Source organism: Bacillus sp. BD59S (assembly GCF_007363175.1).
Taxonomy (GTDB): domain Bacteria; phylum Bacillota; class Bacilli; order Bacillales; family Bacillaceae_G; genus Bacillus_A; species Bacillus_A pacificus.
Window position 1 is genome coordinate 1,260,244 of sequence record NZ_CP034686.1, and the last position, 20,317, is coordinate 1,280,560.

Genomic DNA, 20,317 nt, shown 5'->3' on the forward strand with positions numbered 1-20,317 from the left:
AAAATAGTACATAATAGAGTTCGTAAGTGATGAATGGAGAGTGGAAAGAATGAAGATTTCTTTTATTCGTCATGGTCGCTTAGACCGTACTATAGAACCAATGACGGTTACATCCTTTCGTGAATGGATGAAAGGATATGACTTACATACTATAACAGAAAAAGCACCTATACCAACGGAAACAAGGGAAGCGGTTGAAGCGGCAAAATTGATTGTAACGAGTGATCAAAGGTGTGCTGTACAGTCAGCAGCTGAATTAACGGATTCTTTATCTTTTATGCAAAATACTCTATTTAGGGAAGCGGAAGTTCCGACGAGTTTTTATGCTCCAAAATGGTTGAAGTGTAAACCTGACGTATGGATGTTTATCGGACGAACATTATGGATACTTGGTTACCATAAAGGTGTGGAGTCTTATAAGGAAGTAAGAGAGAGGGCAAGACAAGCGGCTTACTTATTACATCGTTATGCTCTCGTACATGGAAGTATTGCTCTTGTAGGGCATAATTATGTGAATGTAATGATTGGTGCCGAACTGAGAGCGATGGGATGGTCTGGTTCTCCTATTTTGCACAGAGAGCCATGGGGATGTACAACATATACGTTTCATGAGGCTATGAATGGAAATATATTGAATACGAATTTAACATAAAAGCACACGATTTATATAAGTCGTGTGCTTTCTTTTTAAGATATAGAAATTTTGATGTTTAATGGTTTTACGAGATGTGCGTAAGGTTCGCCTACAAGCATAACGATTTGATCTTTTTTATAACCTAGTTTTTCGTATAGTGAATAGGCACGTTTGTTTTCTAAATTAACAAGTAATGCGATTTTCTCATACTCTTTTTCAGTTGCATGTATTTCAGCAGCTTCAATCAATTTAGAACCAATTCCTTTTCCACCATATGCACTTGAAACGGATAAGGTATCAATGTAATATTCATCAAGCTCGGCTTCTTTTTCTAACATAATTGATTCATCTTTATGTAATTCTCTTAAGTGATGTACAATTGGTGCATCAAGCATTGTTGCTTCACTACCGTGATAAGCGACAATAACTCCAACTGCACCCCCGTCTTGCTCATATACAAAACAGTTTTCATAGCTCAGTCGATTTCTCTCTTTTGAGAACCATGTTTCAAGTCCTAGTAATACTTCTGTCTCAACTGTGCTACCTGTGATTTTTTCAGCAATTTCGTGCAGAGCGTTATACAATAAAGGTGCTACCAGTTTCGCATCTGTCTTTTTTGCTTTCCGAATCATAGTATCCCTCCTAGTTCTATTTATATATTGTAGCATAGTGGTATGGAATTTTGCATAATTGAATGTCGAAATGTTTGATATAGAGAAGTAGCTATGTTAGTATATGATATTTAGTGGACATCTACTAAAGAGATCTTTTTTGAAAAATAATGAAAATGAAATGAAGGTATAGCATCTGGATAATTTTACAGTTGTTGACCTATAGAATATAAGATAAAATAAAATATTGCATAGAGGTGAAATACATGGATAAAGAATTAGCAAATACAATTTTGGATCAGCTGAAAAATGGTGAAATAAAGGAGTATGTTGTTACGAAAGATGTATTTTATACGTTCAGAGAAGTTTTAGTAAATCGAGAAGACTTTAAACATTTCATTGGTAACGCACAGCGCGGCGGACAGGTCATTTATACATATTCAGAAACGCCACGTTCGTAACTAAAAGAATATAGGGAGGAGACTTATGGGCGATTTTAAACAAGGCATATTGCCGCATTGGGATTATATGTGGAAAGATAGAGCCGGAAATCGATTTATGGGGATGGTCATGTATCCAGAGAAACGAAAGTGTTCGGCAAAAATGCTTCAGAAAATAAAAAGAGCATATGAAGAGGCTGTAGAAATTAAAGTAACTGTACAAGTTCAACATACATATCAGTACGTTGAAGGAATGATTGTGTACTTTGATGAAGAAGCTCCTGTATGTACAATGATTGATAAAGATGAAAATCCGCATCATATATTTGTAAAAGATATTGTGCGTATTGAGCACTCTGAATAATCTTTTCATAAATAAGTTGAATTTCCATAATAATAATCTTTTTCTATAATAGTTATCTTTTAGTATGTAACGCGAACTGAAAGTATATGTATAATATTTAATAAAGTAAAGTTGATAAATGTAATCGTTTTTTAGAACAGATTATCGTTTCATGTCTGTTCTTTTTTGCGTGATGCTGGAGAAATATATTCCTCCAGCATTTGCCGTTTTATGACAAAATATATTGTTAACTTTTTTAAAAATAAGGTTAAATTCGTTGACAACTTTTTTGAAAAGCACTTTATTGACATGAGTTTTAGAATGTTGTTTCATAGTCATTGTATTGAAAAAAATCGACGGTCTTGTCGAAAAGTAAAAGTTAAAAAAAGAAAGAATTTATACATATATCTTGTGTCTTATTTTGAAACGTAATACAATATATAGAGAAATCAAGAAACAACATACAGAGAGTATAGATTGAAAAGGGAGGGTCGGAAATGTTAGTTGCATATGATTCTATGACAGGAAACGTGAAGCGTTTCATTCACAAATTAAATATGCCGGCCGTTCAAATTGGTGAAGATCTAGTAATAGATGAAGACTTTATTTTAATTACGTATACAACAGGTTTTGGCAATGTACCAGAACGTGTTTTAGAATTTTTAGAGCGCAATAATGAAAAATTAAAAGGCGTATCTGCAAGCGGCAATCGTAACTGGGGAGACATGTTCGGTGCAAGTGCTGACAAAATTTCTGCTAAATATGAAGTGCCTATTGTATCAAAATTTGAGTTATCAGGAACAAATAACGATGTAGAATATTTTAAGGAAAGGGTGCGGGAGATTGCGACACATTGAACTGAATAATGAAATCACGCAAATGCAGGACGGTTTTTATCAGCTTCATAAAGATAAAGAGGCATTAGAAGTCTTTATGGAAGAAGCTAGAGAGAATACCGTTCATTTTAATAGCGTGGCAGAGCGAATGGAGTATATGAAAGAACATGATTACTATTACAACGTTCTGGACGAGTATAACTTGGAGGAAGTAGAAGAGGTATATAACATCGCTTATGGTGAAAACTTCGAGTTCCAATCTTATATGGCAGCATCTAAGTTCTACAAAGATTATGCGTTAAAAACAAATGATCAAAAACAATACTTAGAAAGCTATGAAGATCGTGTAGCAATTGTGTCATTATACTTAGGACGCGGTGATGTTGCGAAGGCAAAACAATTCGCAAGCATGATTGTCAAACAAAACTACCAACCAGCGACACCAACCTTTTTAAATGCGGGAAGAAGCAGAAGAGGAGAAATGGTGTCTTGTTTCTTGTTAGAGATGGATGATAGCTTAAATTCAATTGGCTTTAACATTAATACTGCAATGCAATTATCAAAAATCGGCGGAGGAGTAGCTTTAAACTTATCTAAGCTCCGCGCACGCGGTGAGCAAATTAAAGGTATCGACAACGCTGCAAGTGGTGTAGTACCTGTTATGAAATTACTTGAAGATTCGTTTTCATATGCGAATCAACTTGGCCAACGAAAAGGTGCTGGCGCAGTATACTTAAACATTTTCCATTGGGATATTATTGAATTCCTTGATACGAAAAAAATAAATGCCGATGAGAAGAGCCGTATTCAGTCTCTATCAATCGGAATTATCGTTCCAAGCAAGTTCTTTGAGCTTGCTGAGAAAAACGAACCTTTCCATGTTTTCGCGCCTTATACGGTGTATAAAGAATACGGAAAGCATTTAGATGATATTGATATCGATGAAATGTACGATGAATTAATGAGCAATCCTAAAGTGAAGAAGAAGCCGCTAGATATTAGTGCACGTGATATGCTTATTAAAATTGCTATGATTCAGCTTGAGTCTGGTTATCCGTACTTAATGTTTAAATCAAATGCAAATAACCAACATCCATTGAAGGATATTGGAACTGTGAAGATGTCGAACTTGTGTTAAATATGTAGCACCTTCTAGTAGAAATGCTAGTCGAAAACTCCGTTAAACGGGGAAAGCCTCAAATTTGAGGTAACCTACCGTGCTAAATCTTATCTTAGAATGAAAATATAAAAGTTCAGAATGTATCTTATTATTTTGTATAGCAGAGTTATGGGACAACATAAAGTAATAAGAGACTTTCTGAAAGATTAAGATAAGTAAAAGCCTAACGACTATCCCTTATGGGAGTAGAGCGCAAGCGATTGGCGTTCGAAAAGCGGAGCACCTAATCAGGTAATGCTGTAGGTGATGATATAGTCTGTCCTGTATGGTGACATACAGCAGTTGCATGAGCAACGGGCTGAGGAGTAGCGAACTCGGTTGAACATTCGAGACAGAAATCTTCCAGCTTCAAGAAACTTCTGAAATAAATGATTACGGTACAGATGACATTATCCGTCGTGATATTAACTGTAACTTAGGATCGTTAAATATCGTAAATGTAATGGAAAACAAAGAAATTCGTGAAGCGGTTCATGCGGGAATGGAAGCTTTAACAGCTGTTTCTGATATGACAATCATTCCGAATGCACCAACTGTGAAAAAAGCTAATGATGAGCTTCATTCCGTTGGACTTGGCGCAATGAACTTACACGGATATTTAGCAAAAAATAAAATCGCTTATGAAAGTGCAGAAGCGAAAGAGTTCGCTCGTACATTCTTTATGATGTTAAATTACTACTCTATTGAGAAAAGTATGGAAATCGCTAAAGAAAAAGGCGAAACATTTAAAGACTTCGATAAATCTGATTATGCGAATGGCACATACTTTGAAAAGTATGAAACGACAGATTACAGCCCAGTAACTGAAAAAGTTCAGCAATTATTTGAAGGAATTCATATTCCAACAAAAGAAGATTGGACAAGTTTAAAAGAGCAAGTGCAGAAGAATGGTTTATACAACTCATATCGTCTTGCAATTGCTCCGACACAATCAATCAGTTACGTTCAAAATGCAACTTCAAGCGTAATGCCGATCGTAAGTCAAATCGAATCAAGAACGTATGCGAATGCGACAACATATTATCCAATGCCGTATTTATCAAAAGATACGTTCTGGTACTATAAATCTTCTTACGATATGAATCAGTTTAAATTAATTGATTTAATCGCAGAAATTCAAGAACATATTGACCAAGGGATTAGTACAATTCTTTACGTTAATAGTGATATTTCAACACGTGAATTAGCACGTTACTACATCTATGCACATAAAAAAGGCTTAAAGAGTCTGTATTATACAAGAACGCGTAAATTAAGCGTGGAAGAGTGTGTGGCTTGTACCGTTTAATATAAAAAGTGAGACATGATGAGCAGGGTTTTCTGAACCCTGCTCATGCTTAGTTATCATATTTAGAGAAGGGGCGATTGAATGCGTGCGGTAAACTGGAACAAAAAAGAAGATGATTTTAGTTTAATGTTTTGGAAGCAAAACATCGCTCAGTTTTGGACAGAAGAAGAAATCGCAGTGTCTTCTGACAAAAATACTTGGGCGCAATTATCAAAAGAAGAGCAGGTTGCTTATAAGCGTGTATTAGGTGGTTTAACACTTTTAGATACGAAACAAGGCGGCGAAGGGATGCCACTTGTACTTGTTCACCTTGAAAATTTACAAGCGAAAAGTGTATTAGCTTTCATGGGTGCAATGGAAGAAGTACATGCGAAGAGTTACAGTCATATTTTCACGACGTTAGCTACTGAAGAAGAAATCGATGAGATTTTTGACTGGGTAGATACTCATCCGTTACTTGAGAAAAAGGCTGGTATTATTACGAGTTACTATCGTCGTTTATTAAAACCTGAAGTGACGAAAAAAGAGTTATACATGGCAATGGTAGCAAGTGTGTTCTTAGAAAGTTACTTATTCTATAGTGGATTCTTCTATCCGCTTTACTTAGCTGGTCAAGGTAAACTGACGGCAAGTGGTGAGATTATTAACTTAATAATTCGTGATGAGTCAATTCACGGCGTATTCGTCGGTATTTTAGCGCAACAAATCTTCGCGGAACTTTCTGCAGAAGATCAACAAGAAGTGCAAAAAGAAACGCAAGAGTTATTAATGGAACTATATGAAATTGAAATGGCATACACAGAAGAAATTTACACTTCTATCGGTCTTGTAGAGGATGTAAATCGTTTCGTTCGTTACAATGCGAATAAAGGACTTATGAACTTAGGACTTGAGCCGAAGTTTGAAGAAGAAGAAATTAACCCAATCGTTTTAAATGGTTTACGTACAGATACGAAAAACCATGATTTCTTCTCTGTAAAAGGAAATGGTTACGTAAAAGCAACGAACGTTGAAAAGTTATCTGACGATGACTTCGTGTTTAATTTTTAATATATGATCATAAAGAAAAGCTGTCTTATCAATGAATAAGATAGCTTTTCTTTATGATTTTGTTTACATAACACTATTATTTTTGTATAACGATTTTTGTTTGAAAAATTCTATCCGGTTAATGGATAGAATTTTTTTGTAAGTAAATGGGTATTTACAATCTTTTTGTATCGGTGTATTATTTAACTAGTACACCGATACAAAAGGAGGGAAGAAATGAAAATAGAGTTTTCTCCAAATATACCAATTTACATCCAGGTAATGGAATACATAAAAAAAGAAATCGTAACGGGACATTTATTGCCTGGTGATAAAATTCTCTCTGTACGTGAATTAGCGAGTGAATTACAAGTAAATCCAAATACGATCCAGCGTACATTTCAAGAGCTAGAACGGGATGGGGTTGTTGTAACGCGTAGAGGAATGGGACGATATGTAACGAATGAAGGGGAGAAAATTATGGAGCTGCGAAAAGAGATGGCGAAAGAATTACTTCATTCTTTTATAGATGGAATGGATAATTTAGGTTTTTCAGAAGAAGAAATTCTTACAATCCTTCGTTCTTCATTACATGAGAAAAGGGAGGAGAGCGAATGACAGAGCTATTAAAAATAGAAAACTTATGGAAGAGATACGGGTTAAAAGCAGTAATCCGTGAATTAAGCATTGAGATTACGGAAGGGAAAATTGTTGGACTCGTTGGAGATAACGGGAGCGGGAAAACGACGTTATTGAAAATGATTGCTGGTTTGCAGCATCCTTCCGAAGGGAGTATTATAATCGCTGGTAAAAAAGTAGGATTAGAAACGAAAGAGATCGTTTCGTTTATGTCTGATAAGCCAGTATTTGATGATTGGATGACAGTAAAAGATTCTATATTTTTCTATCGTGATTTTTATAAGGACTTTGATATGCAAAAAGCGGTAGATACGATTGCAGAGTTTAAAATACCGTTAGAAGAAAAAGTTACAGCTTTATCAAAAGGGATGGTTGAAAAGCTACAAATTATTTTAACATTTTCGAGGAAAGCGAAGTTATACGTGCTAGATGAACCACTGGGCGGAATTGATCTCGTTTCTAGGGAACACGTACTGGAACTTATTTTACAGTTTTATCGCGAAGATTGTACGATACTAATTTCGACGCACTTAATAAATGAAGTTGAAAATATTTTTGATGAAGTGATCTTTTTAAAAGATGGGGAAATTGTATTGTATGAAAATGTAGAAGAGTTACGTTTTCAGAGAGGAAAAGCTGTTACAGAGGTGTTTAAGGAGGTGTTTAGTAGATGAAGCCGAGCTTAATATATATGTACAATATAAATAAAAAACAAATAATTATTTCTTTGTTATCATTTATATTCGTTGTCGCTGTAGCTTTCGTAAGTTTGGGAAATTATATTAAGCAAGAATCAGGAGAAGTAAGACAAACAATTATAGTTGCTTTCGTTATTCTAGTATATATAACTTTTTTAGCAATGATAGTTATTCAGGCGGTGTCTGCATTTGGAAAAATGACTGAAAGCACATTATTTCGGTTAACATCGATATCCGGTAAAAAGATTGTTTTAGCAATATTGTTATACGCTGTAATTTATTTACTTATTTTTGAATTAATAGGCTCTATTTTTTTATATGGCATTTCTATGAAAATAATAAAAGGTACAGAGCTCTATGAAGTATTATTTACTCAAAGTGTATTCAATCCACTAAAGCACCTCTTTAGTACTATGTTATATGTATTTAATTTATCAAGTATATTGTTAGTTTTACTTTTTACAGTAGCTGGTGTGAAAGTATTTTCTTTGAAAAAGAAAAAAATGGAGTATGTAATTATTTTCTTCTTATTTTTACTAATAACGAAAGTAATCAACATGATATATGAAATGCTAGGCGGACTTGCACCTACATCTAATTTTATTAGAAAATTAATTTATATAGATGACTCAATAGATATAAATTTTATACTATATCCGGAAAGTCTTATGAATTTATATAGTATTGCTTTTTCAATCGGTATATTTGTTTTACTTGTTTATATAACAGGTCGCATAATTGATAAAAAATTAGAAGTCTAAAGGAGGAATAAACATTGGGAAACGTAGTAGTAAAGTTAGAGAATGTTCGAAAAAAGATTGGTGGAACGGAAATTATTCGTGGTTTATCATTTAAAGTTCGTGAAGGAGAAGTGTACGGGTTCCTTGGACCGAACGGTAGTGGTAAAACGACGACGATCCGTATGATGACAGGTCTTATTTCAATGACAGAAGGCGATATTACAATTTGTGGTCATAGTATTCGCACGGAGCGTGAAAAGGCGCTAGAGCAAATTGGAGCGATTGTAGAAAATCCTGAACTATATGATTATATGACAGGAATGCAAAACTTGAAGCATTTTGCGAACATGGCAATTGCACCAATTCGTAAAGAGCGCATTGCTGAAATTGTAAAACTGGTTGAATTAGAGCATGCAATTCATAAAAAAGTGAAAACATATTCACTTGGTATGAAACAACGTTTAGGAATTGCGCAGGCATTACTGCATCAGCCGAAAATTTTAATTTTAGATGAGCCGACAAATGGATTAGATCCAGCTGGTATTCGCCAAATTCGTGATTATTTACAACGTTTAGCGAAAGAAGAGAATATTGCTGTAATCGTATCAAGTCACTTATTAAGTGAAATTGAACTCATGTGTGATCGCGTCGTTATTATTAAGCAAGGTGAGTTTGTACAAGAATACAACTTACATGAACAAGCAAAACATGATGAGACAGTAGTTGTAGCGTTTGAAGTAGATCAAGTTCAGAAAGCAAATGAAATCATTAAAGGAAAGGCGCAAAGAAATGTCATTGTAGTATCTGTAACGAAAGAAGAAATTCCACAACTTGTAAAGAAACTTGTGAATGAAGATGTGCTTGTATACGGAGTTACCATTCAAAATAAAACGTTAGAGGATGAGTTCTTAGCGATTACAGGGGGAGTGAAAGCGTAATGTTTAAATTAATTCAAAATGAATTTTTAAAGTTGCATGCGAAAAAAGGTATGTATATTTTAATTGGTGTTATTGCAGTATTGGAGATTTTGGGAGTTTTAGTGATGCTGAAATGGGGAGACGGAACTGAATTTAAAGGATCATATTTAGATTTTGCAAGTTCAGAGATTGGTTTAATTACTTTGTTTGCAACAATTTTTGGCATTACGATTGCTTCTCGTATGATTACTGATGAGTTCCAAAAAGGTACAATTAAGCAGTTATTAATCCGTCCAAGAAAACGAATGACAGTTTTATTCTCTAAATATATTACAGTGTTACTTACTATAGTATTTATCATAGTTGCTAGCACGTTAATTGCAATGATTATTGGCGGAATTGTAATGGATGGTAGCAAAACAGAATTAACGGTAGGAATCGTAATGAAATCTACTTTATATCAAGTACTTTCACCGTTCTTCTTTGCGACTCTTGCATTTTTCTTAGCAAACGTATTTAGAAAATCTGTATTACCATTAATTATCACGATGTTCTTCTTCTTTTTACAAGGAGCAATTAATATGGCACTAATGATGTTTGCAAAAGGTGTAGCGAAGTTTGTAGTGTTCTTCCATTTAAATTTAAGTGTGTACGATAGCAATAAGCTAGTAAGTGGCGGAATAGAACCAACATTTACAGAGTTTACATTTACAACTTCATTATTACTTGTAGCTGCATACTTTGTTGTATTACTTGTAGCATCAAGTGCATTATTCCAAAAACGTGACGTATTATAATAAAAGAAATCCCCGCTTGTAAAAACGGGGATTTTTATTACATAACTTTCTTGTATATTTCAACTGAAAGAAAAGAATGATTACTATATATGTTATTCGAAAGTATTTGAGAAAAATAGGGAGAATTTCAACTATATTCATATTATAATTTAGTTATCACACCATTTACTTTTACTATCTTTGGGGGTGTTCTATATGCACGATGCATTTTCACGTATAAGACTACGTAGCTTTTTTGGATGGATGATTATAGGGTTGTTCCTTACGATGATCCCATTAGGTCTATCAAATGTTTCTGAGAATACGACGGAGGTTATTTCACAAATAACTGTGTTTTTTGTATTTCCGTTATTTTGGTTATACGTAAAAACCAATAAAAATAATGTTATATTTAACAGTTTTTTTGATAAGCCAGGACGTTTACCGTGGGGATTAATTGTGTTAGCAACGGTAATGGGAATGATTTTTTCAGTTGGTATATCTCATATTCAATTTTACATATTAGCACATACGTTACCGAATTTCTTAGTTACTATGTTAGAAGATGGAAATGTTATTAATACGAGTAACATATATATGACAATATTTACTTTCATTTCATCATGTGTGTTAGCACCTATTATGGAAGAGGTTATTTTTAGAGGATTCTTTTTACAGCGAATGGCTTATAAATGGGGCATTAAAAAAGCTGTCATTATATCTTCCATTATTTTTGGCTTAGGACATTTTGATGTTATTGGTGCGTTCATGTTTGGTGTTGTTATGTGTCTTTTATACATAAAAACAAAAAATATATGGACGAATATAGCTGTGCATGCTTTAAATAATTTCATTGCAACAAGTATGCAATTTGTCGGCGGAGAAGAGAGTAGCGCCATTTCAATTCCTGAATTACAAGCACAAAGTAATTTATGGATCGGTATCGGTCTTACAGTTGTTGGATTACTTTGGTTAATTCCTTACGTTTGGAAACAATGGCGCATGGTAAAAGAAGTGGGTGTGCCACCAGTGCGCTTCATAAATGAGGAAAAAGTAGTGAGTGCATCAGAAGAAAATGAAGTGTATAGTCAAGTGATTGTAACAGATAGATTGATGGCTGTAGAGCTACCAGATGAGGCTGTAAATAAGCTCGGGTTAGAAGAAAATGATTATGTAACAGTATCTGTAGAAGACGATAAAATCGTTATAAAGAAAGCGCATGATAGATAAGTAAAAAGTAGCTCCTTGTGAGCTACTTTTTACTTTGTGATAATTTCCACACGAAAATTATTGCCGTTCTTTACATATTTAATATCTGTAACAGTGCGCACTGCTTTTAAAATCTCAACTTTTTCACCAATTCGAGGGATAGTCGGAACATTGTCCCAAATGCCAAGCAAGTCATCTAATTGTGCCGTTTTTTCATAAAACCAGATTTTCAATGTAAAGCCCCTTTCTCGAACTTTGTGTATTTTAATACATAATATATTATTTTTATTCTTATTGTAAGGGGTTTTTATATATTTTATGAATAAAAATTAATTAATCTTCTGGAAAGATATGTTCAATATCAGGAGTAAGAGATATTTCTGATAATACGATATGAGAAACAGTCGTTGCATATGAAGAAACATCATTGATAAATTCTTCAAGTTCAACGAGTGAAGGAACAGAAATTTTTACAATGTAGCATAAGCTTCCTGTTACTCGGTAACAAAAACTTGCAGATGGATAGGACTGAATAAACTGTTGCATACGTGTTGTATCACCGTTTTTTAAAGTGATTTCTAAAATACAGTCTAAAACAAGTCCTGCTTTTTTATAATCGATATCGATTGTGTATTTTTGGATAACGCCTTCACTTTCGAGTTTACGAACACGTTCTGCAGTAGACGGAGCAGATAAGTTTACTCGTTTCGCCAATTCACGCATGGAAAGGCGACTATCATTATATAATTCATTTAAAATTTTTCGATCAACACGGTCTAGTTGCATTTGTAAATATACCTCCAGTAAAATGATAATTTTTGTAAAGGAAAAATATAAATTAAGATTCATATGAAATGTAAAGAGAACTTTATTTATTTTACAATAAAACTGAAGGGAATAGGAGGAAAAATAATGGCGAGAATTTCATTATCAAATGTAGGAGATACAAAGTTTCAAAGGTTATTAGGTCATAATCCGGAAATATTACATTCGTGGAGTACATTAGAAAATACATTATACAATAAAGGAACTCTTTCAGCAGAGTTAAAGGAGCAAGTGAGAAGAACATTAGCGTATGGGAATGAATGCCCGTACTGTATGGCAAAGGGAAGGCCTGATGATATGCAAAAGGTAGAAGAAATTGGTGTAGCAGTTACTTTTGCGCATACATTTATTCATGACAAAAAGGCGATAGATGATACTATGTTTCATGTATTGAAACAATATTGGACGGAAAAAGAAATTGTAGAGCTTTGCGCTTATATTTGTTTTATTACTGCGTCACAACAATTGGGTTTTCTGTTTCAATTACAGCCGAAAGAAGGAGAAAATGATGAATAATCAAATAGCACTTATCATAATTGATGTACAAAAAGCATTTCAATTACCATACTGGGGTGAGAGAAATAATCTTTTTGCTGAAGAAAACATGAGAATGTTATTAGAACAATGGAGAAAAAGGAAGCGACCGGTTTTTCATATTCAACATGTAAATAAAGAAAATGCGCAGTCGATGTTTTATGAGAGAGCGGAAACAGTCAACTTTAAAGAAGAGGTGCAACCACTACCAGGTGAAGTGGTTATTCAGAAATCTGTTAATAGTGCATTCATTGGGACAAATTTAGAAGAGCAATTAAGAGAGAACAAATGTAATGCAGTAGTGATTGTAGGATTAACGACAAATCATTGTGTGGAGACTACGACACGAATGGCAGGGAATTTAGGATTTAAAACATATTTAGTGAGTGATGCGACGGCTACTTTTAACCGTAAAGGTCTAGATGGTAAAGAGTATAGTGCAGAAGATATTCATAATAGGACACTTGTAAATTTACATGAAGAGTTTGCTACAATTATGACGACAAAAGAAGTATTAAAATTATTTTAAGAAAATAATTGCGAATTATGTAGAAAAAAATAAGAATATTTCGTATAATCTAAGTACAATCATTTTGAAAATAGGGGTGGCATCATATGGAGCAAATTCCGGTAAAGAGAATAGAAGAAGTACTTGTTGTAGCAGGGGATGATAAACAAAAGCAAAAGGAATTTTATGAATTGCTCTTATCTACTGAGTTTTATGTTGCTGGCTCACTAGAAGCAGAGGAAGGGGCAACAGAAGGAATACTTCGCTTGCGTCATTTCCAAGGAGAGGGTAGATGGATCGTTCCGTTCTTTACACAAATGGAATTTGTAAAAGACGTGTTGCCAGAAGGAACACCCCTTATTACGATACGTGGGAAAGAATTATTTAGTAGCATTGAGAAAGATGCTACAGCAGTATTAAATGTCGGTACTGATATAAGTAAAACATTTATTCCAGAAGAAATTGCAGATATCGCATCTGGACGAATTTTTAACTATTATAAATAAAAGGAAAAGCGTAATCGCTTTTCCTTTTTAATTTGAACACGGGGGGGCTACGCCGGAAGAAATAGAGAGTGTTTTATTATGTGTACTTATTGTAGCTGTAGCTCCAAGAGGAATCCCAATGTTTGGGCTTATATGTCCAATCGGTAAACCGAATAGGACAGGTATAGCATATGGAGTAAAATATTCATATAGTATTGTTTGTAATGATTGAGATGGTTTAGAAGGAGTGCAGTCATGACAACTTGTAAAAATAACGCCACTACATTCATTAAACTTTCCAGATAAAAGTAGCTGATTTAACATACGGTCAATGCGATATGGCTCTTCCCCAATGTCTTCAAGCAATAAAAGTTTATTGGACGTATTTATCTCGTAGGCGGAGCCAATGATACTCGTTAACACCGCTAAATTGCCTCCAACTAACTGACCTGTAATTGTACGAGAAGAGCTAGGTACGATACATTCTGACGCAGATAAAATGATTGAATACGGATGAAAGAGTTGATTGAAAGAAGATAAAGAAAGAGAATCTACACCTTTTCCTAACTCTTCAACCATTGGGCCATGAAAAGTAACGAGCTTTGCATAACGTGAAAAGGCAGTATGTAAAGCTGTAATATCGCTATAACCCCAAAAGATTTTAGGGTTTTGCCGAATGATTTCATATTGAATGTGAGGGAGGAGACGAGCACTTCCGTAACCACCTCGTGCACAGAAAACGGCTTTTACTTCATGGTTTGAAAATGCTTCATGTATATCATCGAGCCGAACTTGATCACTTCCCGCTAAATATCCATATTTCTCATAAACACTCTTCCCGATTACTACAGATAAACCCATTTCTTGTAGTACAGTTACACCTTTTAATACGTTTTCAATTGTTGGCGGGCCGGACGGTGCAATAATCATTACTGTATCACCTTGTTGTAATGCATTTGGATATATCATTTTTTTCAGCCTCCTTCACTTTCAATATATTCGCTTCATAGGAAGTTCAACCCTTGTAAAAGAAGGGGAAAGTTTGTCAAATAAAGAAGATATAAAGGGAATAGGAGGAGAAATGATGTTTACAAGTCGAGTCATAGATTTATTACAAATTAAGTATCCCATCATTCAAGCCGGAATGGCCGGTGCGATTACGACGCCAGAACTCGTTGCAGCTGTAAGTAATAGCGGAGGATTAGGAACGCTTGGAGCAGGCTATATGAGCCCAGAACAAATTCGTGAAGCGATTTATAAAATACGGGAACGAACAGATAAGCCTTTCGGTGTTAATTTACTATTAACGAAAGAGATACAAATAGAAGAAGAGAAGATAAACTTGGCTAAGGGATTACTTAGCGGAGTGAATAGAGGATTGGGTATAGAGGAAGAAGAACAGTTAAAGCTTCCAAAAAGTTATAAAGAACAATTACAAGTGTTAGTAGAAGAAAACGTGCCAGTCGTAAGCTTTGCATTTCAAACGTTAGAAAAAGAAGAAATAAATGACTTGAAAAGAAGAGGAATAAAAGTCATCGGAACAGCTACTCATGTGGCAGAGGCGAAAGTACTTGCTGAATTAGGAGTAGACATTATTGTAGGTCAAGGTAGTGAGGCAGGGGGGCATAGAGGAACGTTTATCGGGAAAGAACAGGACGCTATGATTGGGACATTCGCATTAATTCCGCAGTTAGTAGCAGCAGTTCCGCATATCCCGATTGTTGCAGCAGGTGGTGTAATGAACGGGCAAGGGCTTGTTGCGGTATTTACACTGGGAGCAGAAGCTGTTCAAATGGGGTCTGCCTTTTTAACGAGTGAAGAGAGTATTACGCATGACGTGTATAAAAAAGCGGTTTTACGTAGTACAGATACGAGTACAACTGTGACGCGTGCGTTTTCTGGGAAATATGCACGCGGTATTCGTAATGAATTTATAGAGAAGCATGAAGGGAAAGAAGAAGACCTTCCGATGTATCCAGTGCAAAATGTATTAACCTCTAAAATACGCCAACAAGCAGCAAAGCAAAATAATGGAGAATATATGTCACTTTGGGCAGGACAAGCGTCATCATTAGCACGAATAGAATCAGCTCAGCATGTAGTGGAGAGAGTGATGAAAGAAGCAGATAACGTAATTGAACAATTGCAAAATGTATATAGAAAAAGACCACTTGAATAATTCAAGCGGTCTTTTCTTTAGTTTGCTTTATAAAATTGTTGGATGGCTTCATCAATATAAACCCAGCCTTTCCAACCTAAGTGCATGTGATCTTTTAAGAAGTATTTATCATACTCATGATTTGAGAAGTCGGCAATTGGATAGCCAGCTTTCTCAATTTGCTCATGAACTTTCTTGTAGTACAATTCGCGGCGTTCTTTCGGGAAGCCAGCGTAATCGTACCAAGGACCTTTTACAGGAACAGAAATGAAGAGTGGTTTTGCACCAGATTGTTTTAATAAATCAAGTACAATTTGTAGATCTTCATACTCTGGCGATTGATCATAAGCGTCATTTTTTAAGTAGCCTTCACGTTGCTTTAATTTCTTCTTGATTTTGCTGTTGAAGTAATCATCTTCGATACCATATTCGTTAGATCCTGATTCTACTGCACCAGTTTGATCTGCATGTTTACGAGCCTCTTCCCAGTTCATTTGTTTTAATGAAGGGTCAAGCTTTTCTTTATGCGGTTTAATATTAAACATAGCTGTAAATAAATCTTTACGATCTAAAATGTTACGGTAAATATAAGCGAAAGGTTTAGCAGCAAGTGCTTTTACTTTATGCTTTGTATCATCGTAAACGATACCTTCAAGCGAAATTTTAAGTAAAGTTTCTTTCTTAACGATCTCAAAGTTTAATAAACGCTTTGCAATTTGCTTTTTCATTTCAGGTTTTACATCATCGTTGAAAATGAAGTGGTAACCTTGTTGCTTTGAAAAGTTAGGTGCAAAGTGTGTTTCATCAATACCTTGTGGTACAAACCATTGCGGAGAAAGAACGAATACCATTTTCTTATCTTTCAATTGATCCATTGTAGATGCAAAGTTTAATACATGTACAAGGTCTTGTGTTCCTCCGCGTCCAAGAAGGAATGGTGTGAACCCTTCAGGCTTTACTTTGAAATAATTTGATGGATGGAAAGCATCCATACGTGCAAATTCCGATGAACCGTACATCGGAAGGTATTTCGGGTCTGCTAACATCTTTTGCTGTAAAATCATACTTTGAATCTTTTCTTCTTTTAAAGAAGTGGCAGCTTGTTCTACTTTTTCATCGCTTAAAAGCGGAAGTAGAAAGCGCGTCGGAATAAGTAAGAATACAGCAAAAAGGGCCAATGCTAAAAGCATCGGACCAAATTTTGCTTTGTTCATCGGATTTCTTCCAACTTCTTAATAACCATGTTTGGGGTAGCCCACTCGTCACGGTCAAAATCAGAAATAGAAACTTCAATATCTAAACGCTCTTGGAATTCAACTAATAAAGATACTACAGCGAAAGAATCAAGAATACCTTCTTCAAATAATTGAACATCTAAGTTTTCTTTCACAATATCGTTTTCACATACTTCTTCTAAAATATCTAATACTTGCTCTTTGAATTCTGCCATTTTTAAAATCTCCTTTATATCCGAAATATATTATATGTGCAACTTCTTACTAGTTATAAGAAGGGTGCATTAAAAGTATCTGTTAAGGTGTCCAGAGAAAATGAGGAAACCGAAACATACAACGTGGAACGTAATTACAATCGCAAGGACGTGTGTAAATTTATTGTTTGGCCAAAACTTATGCTTCTTGTTTTTTCGTTCGAAAATATCGAATAAAATAAACAGTGCAGCATGATATAGACCATAAATAACATACTGCGCAACAGCGCTTCCTTGGATGTGCCAAATTCCCATAATGAAGAAGTTTAAAAATGCCCCGATATACGAAATAGTGTAACGGTTCTTAATTAACTTTTTCTTCGTTGCAAAAAAGACGAAACGCATGTAAATAAAATCACGGAACCAGAATGATAAACTCATGTGCCAGCGGTTCCAGAAGTCTTTAATATTACGACTGAGGAATGGCTTATTAAAGTTTTCAGGAGTTTTAATTCCCATCATATAACTGATACCAATTACGAACGCACTATAACCCGCAAAGTCAAAGAATAACTGCATGCTAGTAGCGTACATAAAAATCACATTAGATAAAAGTGTATCTTGATTGGCGAATACTGCCTTTACAAGGTATGTTGTTATCAAGTGCGCGATTATAAACTTATACAGAAAACCTTGGAAAATACGGTTAAGCCCTGTATATAGTAAATTTTGATATTCCTCAGCACTAGGTGGCTTTTGGATATCTTTTTGGAATCTACGATAACGATCGATAGGTCCACTTGAAATCGCAGGGAAAAATAAAACGAATTCCCAGAAATTAAAGAAGGAAATTTCTTTAATTAAATTATCACGAACTTCAAAGACCATTTGTACAGCTCTAAATGTTACATAAGACATACCTGCGAAAACAATAAAATGCAATTCAGGTACAAATGGTGCGATTTTTGCCAAAATAAGTGGCAAAATCGATAAAATAACAGCTATACAAAACGTGAATGTACTATTGTTTTGTTTTCTTAAAAGTAAATAGCCTTTAATCAGGGCATATTGCCAAATAATAAATGCGGCTAACATAATCGCTTGCTTCGGTTTATCCGAGAAGATAATAGCAAGCATGACTAATGTTAAAACGGCATTATATTTACGCAACATTTTACCTTTTAATCCAGCTATGATAGTAGGTATTAATAAAATGCCCACTATAGCGAAAAAATAAAATGATCCATATGCGGTCATGCTGTAACCTCACTCAATAATTTTTTGCGATCTACCTTTCCATTTGGTGTCATTGGAATAGAAGATTGATACATGAATTTACGTGGAATCATGTAGTTTGGTAATCGCTCATTGAGTTCTTTTTTGATTGCAGATGTTAATTTGAATTCTTTTTCAAATGAATGTTCTCCAGGAACAACAACCGCTAATAAATAATCGTATTTCTCACCTTTTTTAATTGGAACGATAACTGCTCCTTCTACGTAAGAACACGCACGAAGGTGATGCTCAATTTCTTCTAATTCCATTCGATAACCATGCAGCTTAATTTGGAAATCAAGACGACCATTATAGAATAGAAGACCATTTTCAACATAGCCAGCATCGCCTGTTTTATAGGCGCGCTCACCGTCAATCATAGTAAATGCTTTTTCTGTTAATTCAGGGCTTCCTAAATATCCAACGCTTACGCTTGGACCGACAATTACGATTTCACCTTTTTCACCATCAGGTGCAATCGTTCCATCTTCTTTCATAATAAGAAGGCGGCAGTCTGATTTACAGTAGCCAACTGGAAGTGATTTGTATTGATCAAGCACTTCTTCTGTAACGTGAATACCTGTTACAGCGACAGTAGCTTCTGTTGGACCGTACGTATTCATAATTGTTGCTTTTGGGAAACGCTCAATTAATTTTCTAGCTACTTCATTTGGTAACACTTCACCGCAGAATAAGAATGTTTTCATGTTTGGTAGCATACTCTCAGAGAAAGATGCTTCCATTAAACACATCTCTGCGAAAGATGGTGTGGAAGTCCATACTTGTATATCCGATTGCTCTAAAGAAGCAAACAAGTCTTTTGGACGTGCAATCATATCTTTATCGATTGCCCAAAGTGTACCACCTGTTACTAATGATGGGTAAATATCCATGACAGATAAATCGAATGAGAAAGGTGCTTGGTTTAAGAATACTTGCCCCGTTTGTAAGTTGAAATCTTCTACAGCCCATTTTGTAAAACTTACAAGGCAGTTATAAGTAATCTGAACCCCTTTCGGATTACCTGTACTTCCTGATGTGTAAATAATGTAGAAGTTCTCATCACCTTTTACCGCATGTTCAGGATTTGGAGTGTTCCCTTTATGAGTAAAGAAAATATCTTTTAAGTTGTCCTCACTTACAATGCGAACTGGTAAATCAGTTACAGTTACTTCAGTTCCTGATAAAAGTAGTTTCGCACCAGAATTTTCAGCGATACGTTGTACACGATCAGCTGGGATAGATAAATCTACAGGAATATAAGCATGTCCAGCTTTTACACATCCTAAAAAGTTAATAATCATTTCAGGTTGCATATGGCCATACACCATAATTGGTGAACGATCATCTGGATACTCAGAAGAAATCCAATGTGCTAACGCATCAGAATCTTCCTTTAATTGTTTGTACGTAATTTTCGCATCTCGCCAAACAAAAGCAGTTTGATCAGGCGTTTCAATAGCCCACTTTTCAATTTGTTCTAATAACTTCATAACGTTCCCACCCTAGAATTCATTGTAAATAAATGTACTTGTGTTTGTATCATGGAATCCATACAACCAAAGTAATGCAAATAAAATTGCAAGGTAATAAACCGTCTTTGCAACCCATTGTGTGAGTGGTCGAGACCATATCTCTTTTAATCTTTCCATGTCTTTCCCTCTCTTAATGAAATAATAGCTCTTTGTAGGTATCATGTCCTACATGATTGTGAAAAAAACAAAATTCCACATTTTAGGTAAAAATAAGTCAAAAGGCTCTTT

25 protein-coding genes and 1 pseudogene are annotated in these 20,317 nt (G+C 34.9%); 17 read left to right on the plus strand and 9 right to left on the minus strand.

From position 1 onward, the window contains the following. The first annotated feature begins 49 nt into the window (after positions 1-49). Positions 50-652, plus strand: coding sequence for a histidine phosphatase family protein (locus EKQ63_RS08430; RefSeq protein ID WP_087951764.1), 603 nt, complete (start codon positions 50-52; stop codon positions 650-652). A 35-nt stretch (positions 653-687) separates the two neighbouring features. On the opposite strand, the gene EKQ63_RS08435 is transcribed toward EKQ63_RS08430, so the two are convergent. Then, positions 688-1,266 carry a GNAT family N-acetyltransferase gene (locus EKQ63_RS08435; protein ID WP_087951765.1) on the minus strand — a complete coding sequence of 193 codons (579 nt, stop codon included), beginning with the start codon at positions 1,264-1,266 and terminating at the stop codon, positions 688-690. 245 nt (positions 1,267-1,511) lie between these two features. Between EKQ63_RS08435 and EKQ63_RS08440 the strand changes: the two genes are divergently transcribed. From EKQ63_RS08440 to EKQ63_RS08500, 12 genes and pseudogenes are all read left to right on the plus strand, one after another. Beyond that, a complete protein-coding gene (locus tag EKQ63_RS08440) occupies positions 1,512-1,706 on the plus strand; it encodes a hypothetical protein (RefSeq protein ID WP_000356683.1) in 195 nt (64 codons plus the stop codon). A 25-nt stretch (positions 1,707-1,731) separates the two neighbouring features. Beyond that, complete coding sequence (locus tag EKQ63_RS08445; RefSeq protein ID WP_074602820.1) at positions 1,732-2,049, plus strand: hypothetical protein; 318 nt, start codon at positions 1,732-1,734, stop codon at positions 2,047-2,049. Between the two features lie 476 nt (positions 2,050-2,525). Then, positions 2,526-2,885, plus strand: coding sequence for a class Ib ribonucleoside-diphosphate reductase assembly flavoprotein NrdI (gene nrdI, locus EKQ63_RS08455; protein ID WP_000959450.1), 360 nt, complete (start codon positions 2,526-2,528; stop codon positions 2,883-2,885). Then, positions 2,872-3,999: pseudogene (locus EKQ63_RS08460) on the plus strand (ribonucleotide reductase N-terminal alpha domain-containing protein); the annotation flags it as partial. The gene nrdI and the pseudogene EKQ63_RS08460, both read left to right, overlap by 14 nt. A 382-nt stretch (positions 4,000-4,381) precedes the next feature. Continuing rightward, positions 4,382-5,332, plus strand: a complete 951-nt coding sequence (locus EKQ63_RS08465) for a ribonucleotide reductase large subunit (RefSeq protein WP_074543497.1) — start codon at positions 4,382-4,384, stop codon at positions 5,330-5,332. A gap of 81 nt (positions 5,333-5,413) precedes the next feature. Beyond that, positions 5,414-6,382, plus strand: a complete 969-nt coding sequence (gene nrdF, locus EKQ63_RS08470) for a class 1b ribonucleoside-diphosphate reductase subunit beta (RefSeq protein WP_001203021.1) — start codon at positions 5,414-5,416, stop codon at positions 6,380-6,382. 216 nt (positions 6,383-6,598) lie between these two features. Beyond that, positions 6,599-6,979 (plus strand): GntR family transcriptional regulator, encoded by a 381-nt coding sequence (locus EKQ63_RS08475; RefSeq protein WP_087951767.1) that lies wholly within the window; start codon positions 6,599-6,601, stop codon positions 6,977-6,979. Further along, entirely contained in the window at positions 6,976-7,674 is a 699-nt protein-coding gene (locus EKQ63_RS08480; protein WP_087951768.1) for an ABC transporter ATP-binding protein, read from the plus strand. The genes EKQ63_RS08475 and EKQ63_RS08480 overlap by 4 nt, the downstream gene beginning before the upstream one ends. Next, positions 7,671-8,459, plus strand: a complete 789-nt coding sequence (locus tag EKQ63_RS08485; protein ID WP_087951769.1) for an ABC transporter permease — start codon at positions 7,671-7,673, stop codon at positions 8,457-8,459. The genes EKQ63_RS08480 and EKQ63_RS08485 overlap by 4 nt, the downstream gene beginning before the upstream one ends. A gap of 14 nt (positions 8,460-8,473) precedes the next feature. Then, on the plus strand, positions 8,474-9,376 hold the full coding sequence (locus tag EKQ63_RS08490) for an ABC transporter ATP-binding protein (protein ID WP_087951770.1): 903 nt from the start codon (positions 8,474-8,476) through the stop codon (positions 9,374-9,376). Continuing rightward, positions 9,376-10,152 carry an ABC transporter permease gene (locus EKQ63_RS08495; protein ID WP_088326518.1) on the plus strand — a complete coding sequence of 259 codons (777 nt, stop codon included), beginning with the start codon at positions 9,376-9,378 and terminating at the stop codon, positions 10,150-10,152. The genes EKQ63_RS08490 and EKQ63_RS08495 overlap by 1 nt, the downstream gene beginning before the upstream one ends. Positions 10,153-10,347: 195 nt before the next feature. Beyond that, positions 10,348-11,361, plus strand: coding sequence for a CPBP family intramembrane glutamic endopeptidase (locus tag EKQ63_RS08500; RefSeq protein ID WP_143880958.1), 1,014 nt, complete (start codon positions 10,348-10,350; stop codon positions 11,359-11,361). A gap of 29 nt (positions 11,362-11,390) precedes the next feature. Here the strand turns inward: EKQ63_RS08500 and EKQ63_RS08505 are convergent, their stop codons facing one another. Together EKQ63_RS08505 and EKQ63_RS08510 are read right to left on the minus strand one after the other, a co-directional pair. After that, positions 11,391-11,573: a DUF3913 family protein gene (locus EKQ63_RS08505; RefSeq protein WP_000707103.1), complete on the minus strand. Its 183-nt coding sequence runs from the start codon at positions 11,571-11,573 to the stop codon at positions 11,391-11,393. A 100-nt stretch (positions 11,574-11,673) separates the two neighbouring features. Further along, a complete protein-coding gene (locus EKQ63_RS08510) occupies positions 11,674-12,126 on the minus strand; it encodes an Lrp/AsnC family transcriptional regulator (RefSeq protein WP_001175495.1) in 453 nt (150 codons plus the stop codon). Positions 12,127-12,189: 63 nt separating this feature from the next. On the opposite strand from EKQ63_RS08510, the gene EKQ63_RS08515 reads away from it, so the two are divergent. The 3 genes from EKQ63_RS08515 (at position 12,190) to EKQ63_RS08525 (ending at position 13,713) form a co-directional block, all read left to right on the plus strand. Then, positions 12,190-12,681, plus strand: a complete 492-nt coding sequence (locus EKQ63_RS08515; RefSeq protein WP_140421173.1) for a carboxymuconolactone decarboxylase family protein — start codon at positions 12,190-12,192, stop codon at positions 12,679-12,681. Then, on the plus strand, positions 12,674-13,228 hold the full coding sequence (locus EKQ63_RS08520) for a cysteine hydrolase family protein (protein ID WP_143880959.1): 555 nt from the start codon (positions 12,674-12,676) through the stop codon (positions 13,226-13,228). The genes EKQ63_RS08515 and EKQ63_RS08520 overlap by 8 nt, the downstream gene beginning before the upstream one ends. A gap of 86 nt (positions 13,229-13,314) precedes the next feature. Beyond that, positions 13,315-13,713, plus strand: coding sequence for an SseB family protein (locus EKQ63_RS08525; RefSeq protein WP_000435209.1), 399 nt, complete (start codon positions 13,315-13,317; stop codon positions 13,711-13,713). A 27-nt stretch (positions 13,714-13,740) separates the two neighbouring features. Here the strand turns inward: EKQ63_RS08525 and EKQ63_RS08530 are convergent, their stop codons facing one another. Further along, a complete protein-coding gene (locus EKQ63_RS08530; RefSeq protein WP_143880960.1) occupies positions 13,741-14,661 on the minus strand; it encodes a S66 peptidase family protein in 921 nt (306 codons plus the stop codon). Between the two features lie 115 nt (positions 14,662-14,776). Here EKQ63_RS08530 and EKQ63_RS08535 point away from each other — a divergent pair, with 115 nt between their 5' ends. Further along, on the plus strand, positions 14,777-15,871 hold the full coding sequence (locus tag EKQ63_RS08535) for an NAD(P)H-dependent flavin oxidoreductase (RefSeq protein WP_088326530.1): 1,095 nt from the start codon (positions 14,777-14,779) through the stop codon (positions 15,869-15,871). Between the two features lie 17 nt (positions 15,872-15,888). Here the strand turns inward: EKQ63_RS08535 and dltD are convergent, their stop codons facing one another. The 5 genes from dltD to EKQ63_RS08560 all read right to left on the minus strand — a co-directional run bounded on the left by dltD (position 15,889) and on the right by EKQ63_RS08560 (position 20,206). Continuing rightward, positions 15,889-17,064, minus strand: a complete 1,176-nt coding sequence (gene dltD / locus EKQ63_RS08540) for a D-alanyl-lipoteichoic acid biosynthesis protein DltD (protein ID WP_048553776.1) — start codon at positions 17,062-17,064, stop codon at positions 15,889-15,891. Continuing rightward, entirely contained in the window at positions 17,061-17,300 is a 240-nt protein-coding gene (gene dltC, locus EKQ63_RS08545) for a D-alanine--poly(phosphoribitol) ligase subunit DltC (RefSeq protein ID WP_000807310.1), read from the minus strand. Before dltC ends, dltD begins: the two co-directional genes overlap by 4 nt. 69 nt (positions 17,301-17,369) lie before the next feature. After that, complete coding sequence (dltB, locus tag EKQ63_RS08550) at positions 17,370-18,536, minus strand: D-alanyl-lipoteichoic acid biosynthesis protein DltB (protein ID WP_143880961.1); 1,167 nt, start codon at positions 18,534-18,536, stop codon at positions 17,370-17,372. Beyond that, positions 18,533-20,047 (minus strand): D-alanine--poly(phosphoribitol) ligase subunit DltA, encoded by a 1,515-nt coding sequence (dltA, locus tag EKQ63_RS08555; protein ID WP_000770525.1) that lies wholly within the window; start codon positions 20,045-20,047, stop codon positions 18,533-18,535. Before dltA ends, dltB begins: the two co-directional genes overlap by 4 nt. 12 nt (positions 20,048-20,059) lie before the next feature. Then, positions 20,060-20,206, minus strand: a complete 147-nt coding sequence (locus tag EKQ63_RS08560; protein ID WP_000440293.1) for a teichoic acid D-Ala incorporation-associated protein DltX — start codon at positions 20,204-20,206, stop codon at positions 20,060-20,062. Between the last annotated feature and the right edge of the window lie 111 nt (positions 20,207-20,317).

What these genes read in the sequence shown, in the direction of transcription:
- EKQ63_RS08560 (WP_000440293.1), bottom strand. Translation starts at nt 20,206, where the DNA reads ATGGAAAGATTAAAAGAGATATGGTCTCGACCACTCACACAATGGGTT.
- dltD (WP_048553776.1), bottom strand. Translation starts at nt 17,064, where the DNA reads ATGAACAAAGCAAAATTTGGTCCGATGCTTTTAGCATTGGCCCTTTTT.
- EKQ63_RS08515 (WP_140421173.1), top strand. Translation starts at nt 12,190, where the DNA reads ATGAAATGTAAAGAGAACTTTATTTATTTTACAATAAAACTGAAGGGA.
- EKQ63_RS08480 (WP_087951768.1), top strand. Translation starts at nt 6,976, where the DNA reads ATGACAGAGCTATTAAAAATAGAAAACTTATGGAAGAGATACGGGTTA.
- dltB (WP_143880961.1), bottom strand. Translation starts at nt 18,536, where the DNA reads ATGACCGCATATGGATCATTTTATTTTTTCGCTATAGTGGGCATTTTA.
- EKQ63_RS08535 (WP_088326530.1), top strand. Translation starts at nt 14,777, where the DNA reads ATGTTTACAAGTCGAGTCATAGATTTATTACAAATTAAGTATCCCATC.
- EKQ63_RS08530 (WP_143880960.1), bottom strand. Translation starts at nt 14,661, where the DNA reads ATGATATATCCAAATGCATTACAACAAGGTGATACAGTAATGATTATT.
- EKQ63_RS08435 (WP_087951765.1), bottom strand. Translation starts at nt 1,266, where the DNA reads ATGATTCGGAAAGCAAAAAAGACAGATGCGAAACTGGTAGCACCTTTA.
- EKQ63_RS08510 (WP_001175495.1), bottom strand. Translation starts at nt 12,126, where the DNA reads ATGCAACTAGACCGTGTTGATCGAAAAATTTTAAATGAATTATATAAT.
- EKQ63_RS08500 (WP_143880958.1), top strand. Translation starts at nt 10,348, where the DNA reads ATGCACGATGCATTTTCACGTATAAGACTACGTAGCTTTTTTGGATGG.
- dltA (WP_000770525.1), bottom strand. Translation starts at nt 20,047, where the DNA reads ATGAAGTTATTAGAACAAATTGAAAAGTGGGCTATTGAAACGCCTGAT.
- EKQ63_RS08440 (WP_000356683.1), top strand. Translation starts at nt 1,512, where the DNA reads ATGGATAAAGAATTAGCAAATACAATTTTGGATCAGCTGAAAAATGGT.
- EKQ63_RS08430 (WP_087951764.1), top strand. Translation starts at nt 50, where the DNA reads ATGAAGATTTCTTTTATTCGTCATGGTCGCTTAGACCGTACTATAGAA.
- EKQ63_RS08485 (WP_087951769.1), top strand. Translation starts at nt 7,671, where the DNA reads ATGAAGCCGAGCTTAATATATATGTACAATATAAATAAAAAACAAATA.
- EKQ63_RS08495 (WP_088326518.1), top strand. Translation starts at nt 9,376, where the DNA reads ATGTTTAAATTAATTCAAAATGAATTTTTAAAGTTGCATGCGAAAAAA.
- EKQ63_RS08520 (WP_143880959.1), top strand. Translation starts at nt 12,674, where the DNA reads ATGAATAATCAAATAGCACTTATCATAATTGATGTACAAAAAGCATTT.
- EKQ63_RS08525 (WP_000435209.1), top strand. Translation starts at nt 13,315, where the DNA reads ATGGAGCAAATTCCGGTAAAGAGAATAGAAGAAGTACTTGTTGTAGCA.
- nrdF (WP_001203021.1), top strand. Translation starts at nt 5,414, where the DNA reads ATGCGTGCGGTAAACTGGAACAAAAAAGAAGATGATTTTAGTTTAATG.
- nrdI (WP_000959450.1), top strand. Translation starts at nt 2,526, where the DNA reads ATGTTAGTTGCATATGATTCTATGACAGGAAACGTGAAGCGTTTCATT.
- EKQ63_RS08475 (WP_087951767.1), top strand. Translation starts at nt 6,599, where the DNA reads ATGAAAATAGAGTTTTCTCCAAATATACCAATTTACATCCAGGTAATG.
- EKQ63_RS08445 (WP_074602820.1), top strand. Translation starts at nt 1,732, where the DNA reads ATGGGCGATTTTAAACAAGGCATATTGCCGCATTGGGATTATATGTGG.
- dltC (WP_000807310.1), bottom strand. Translation starts at nt 17,300, where the DNA reads ATGGCAGAATTCAAAGAGCAAGTATTAGATATTTTAGAAGAAGTATGT.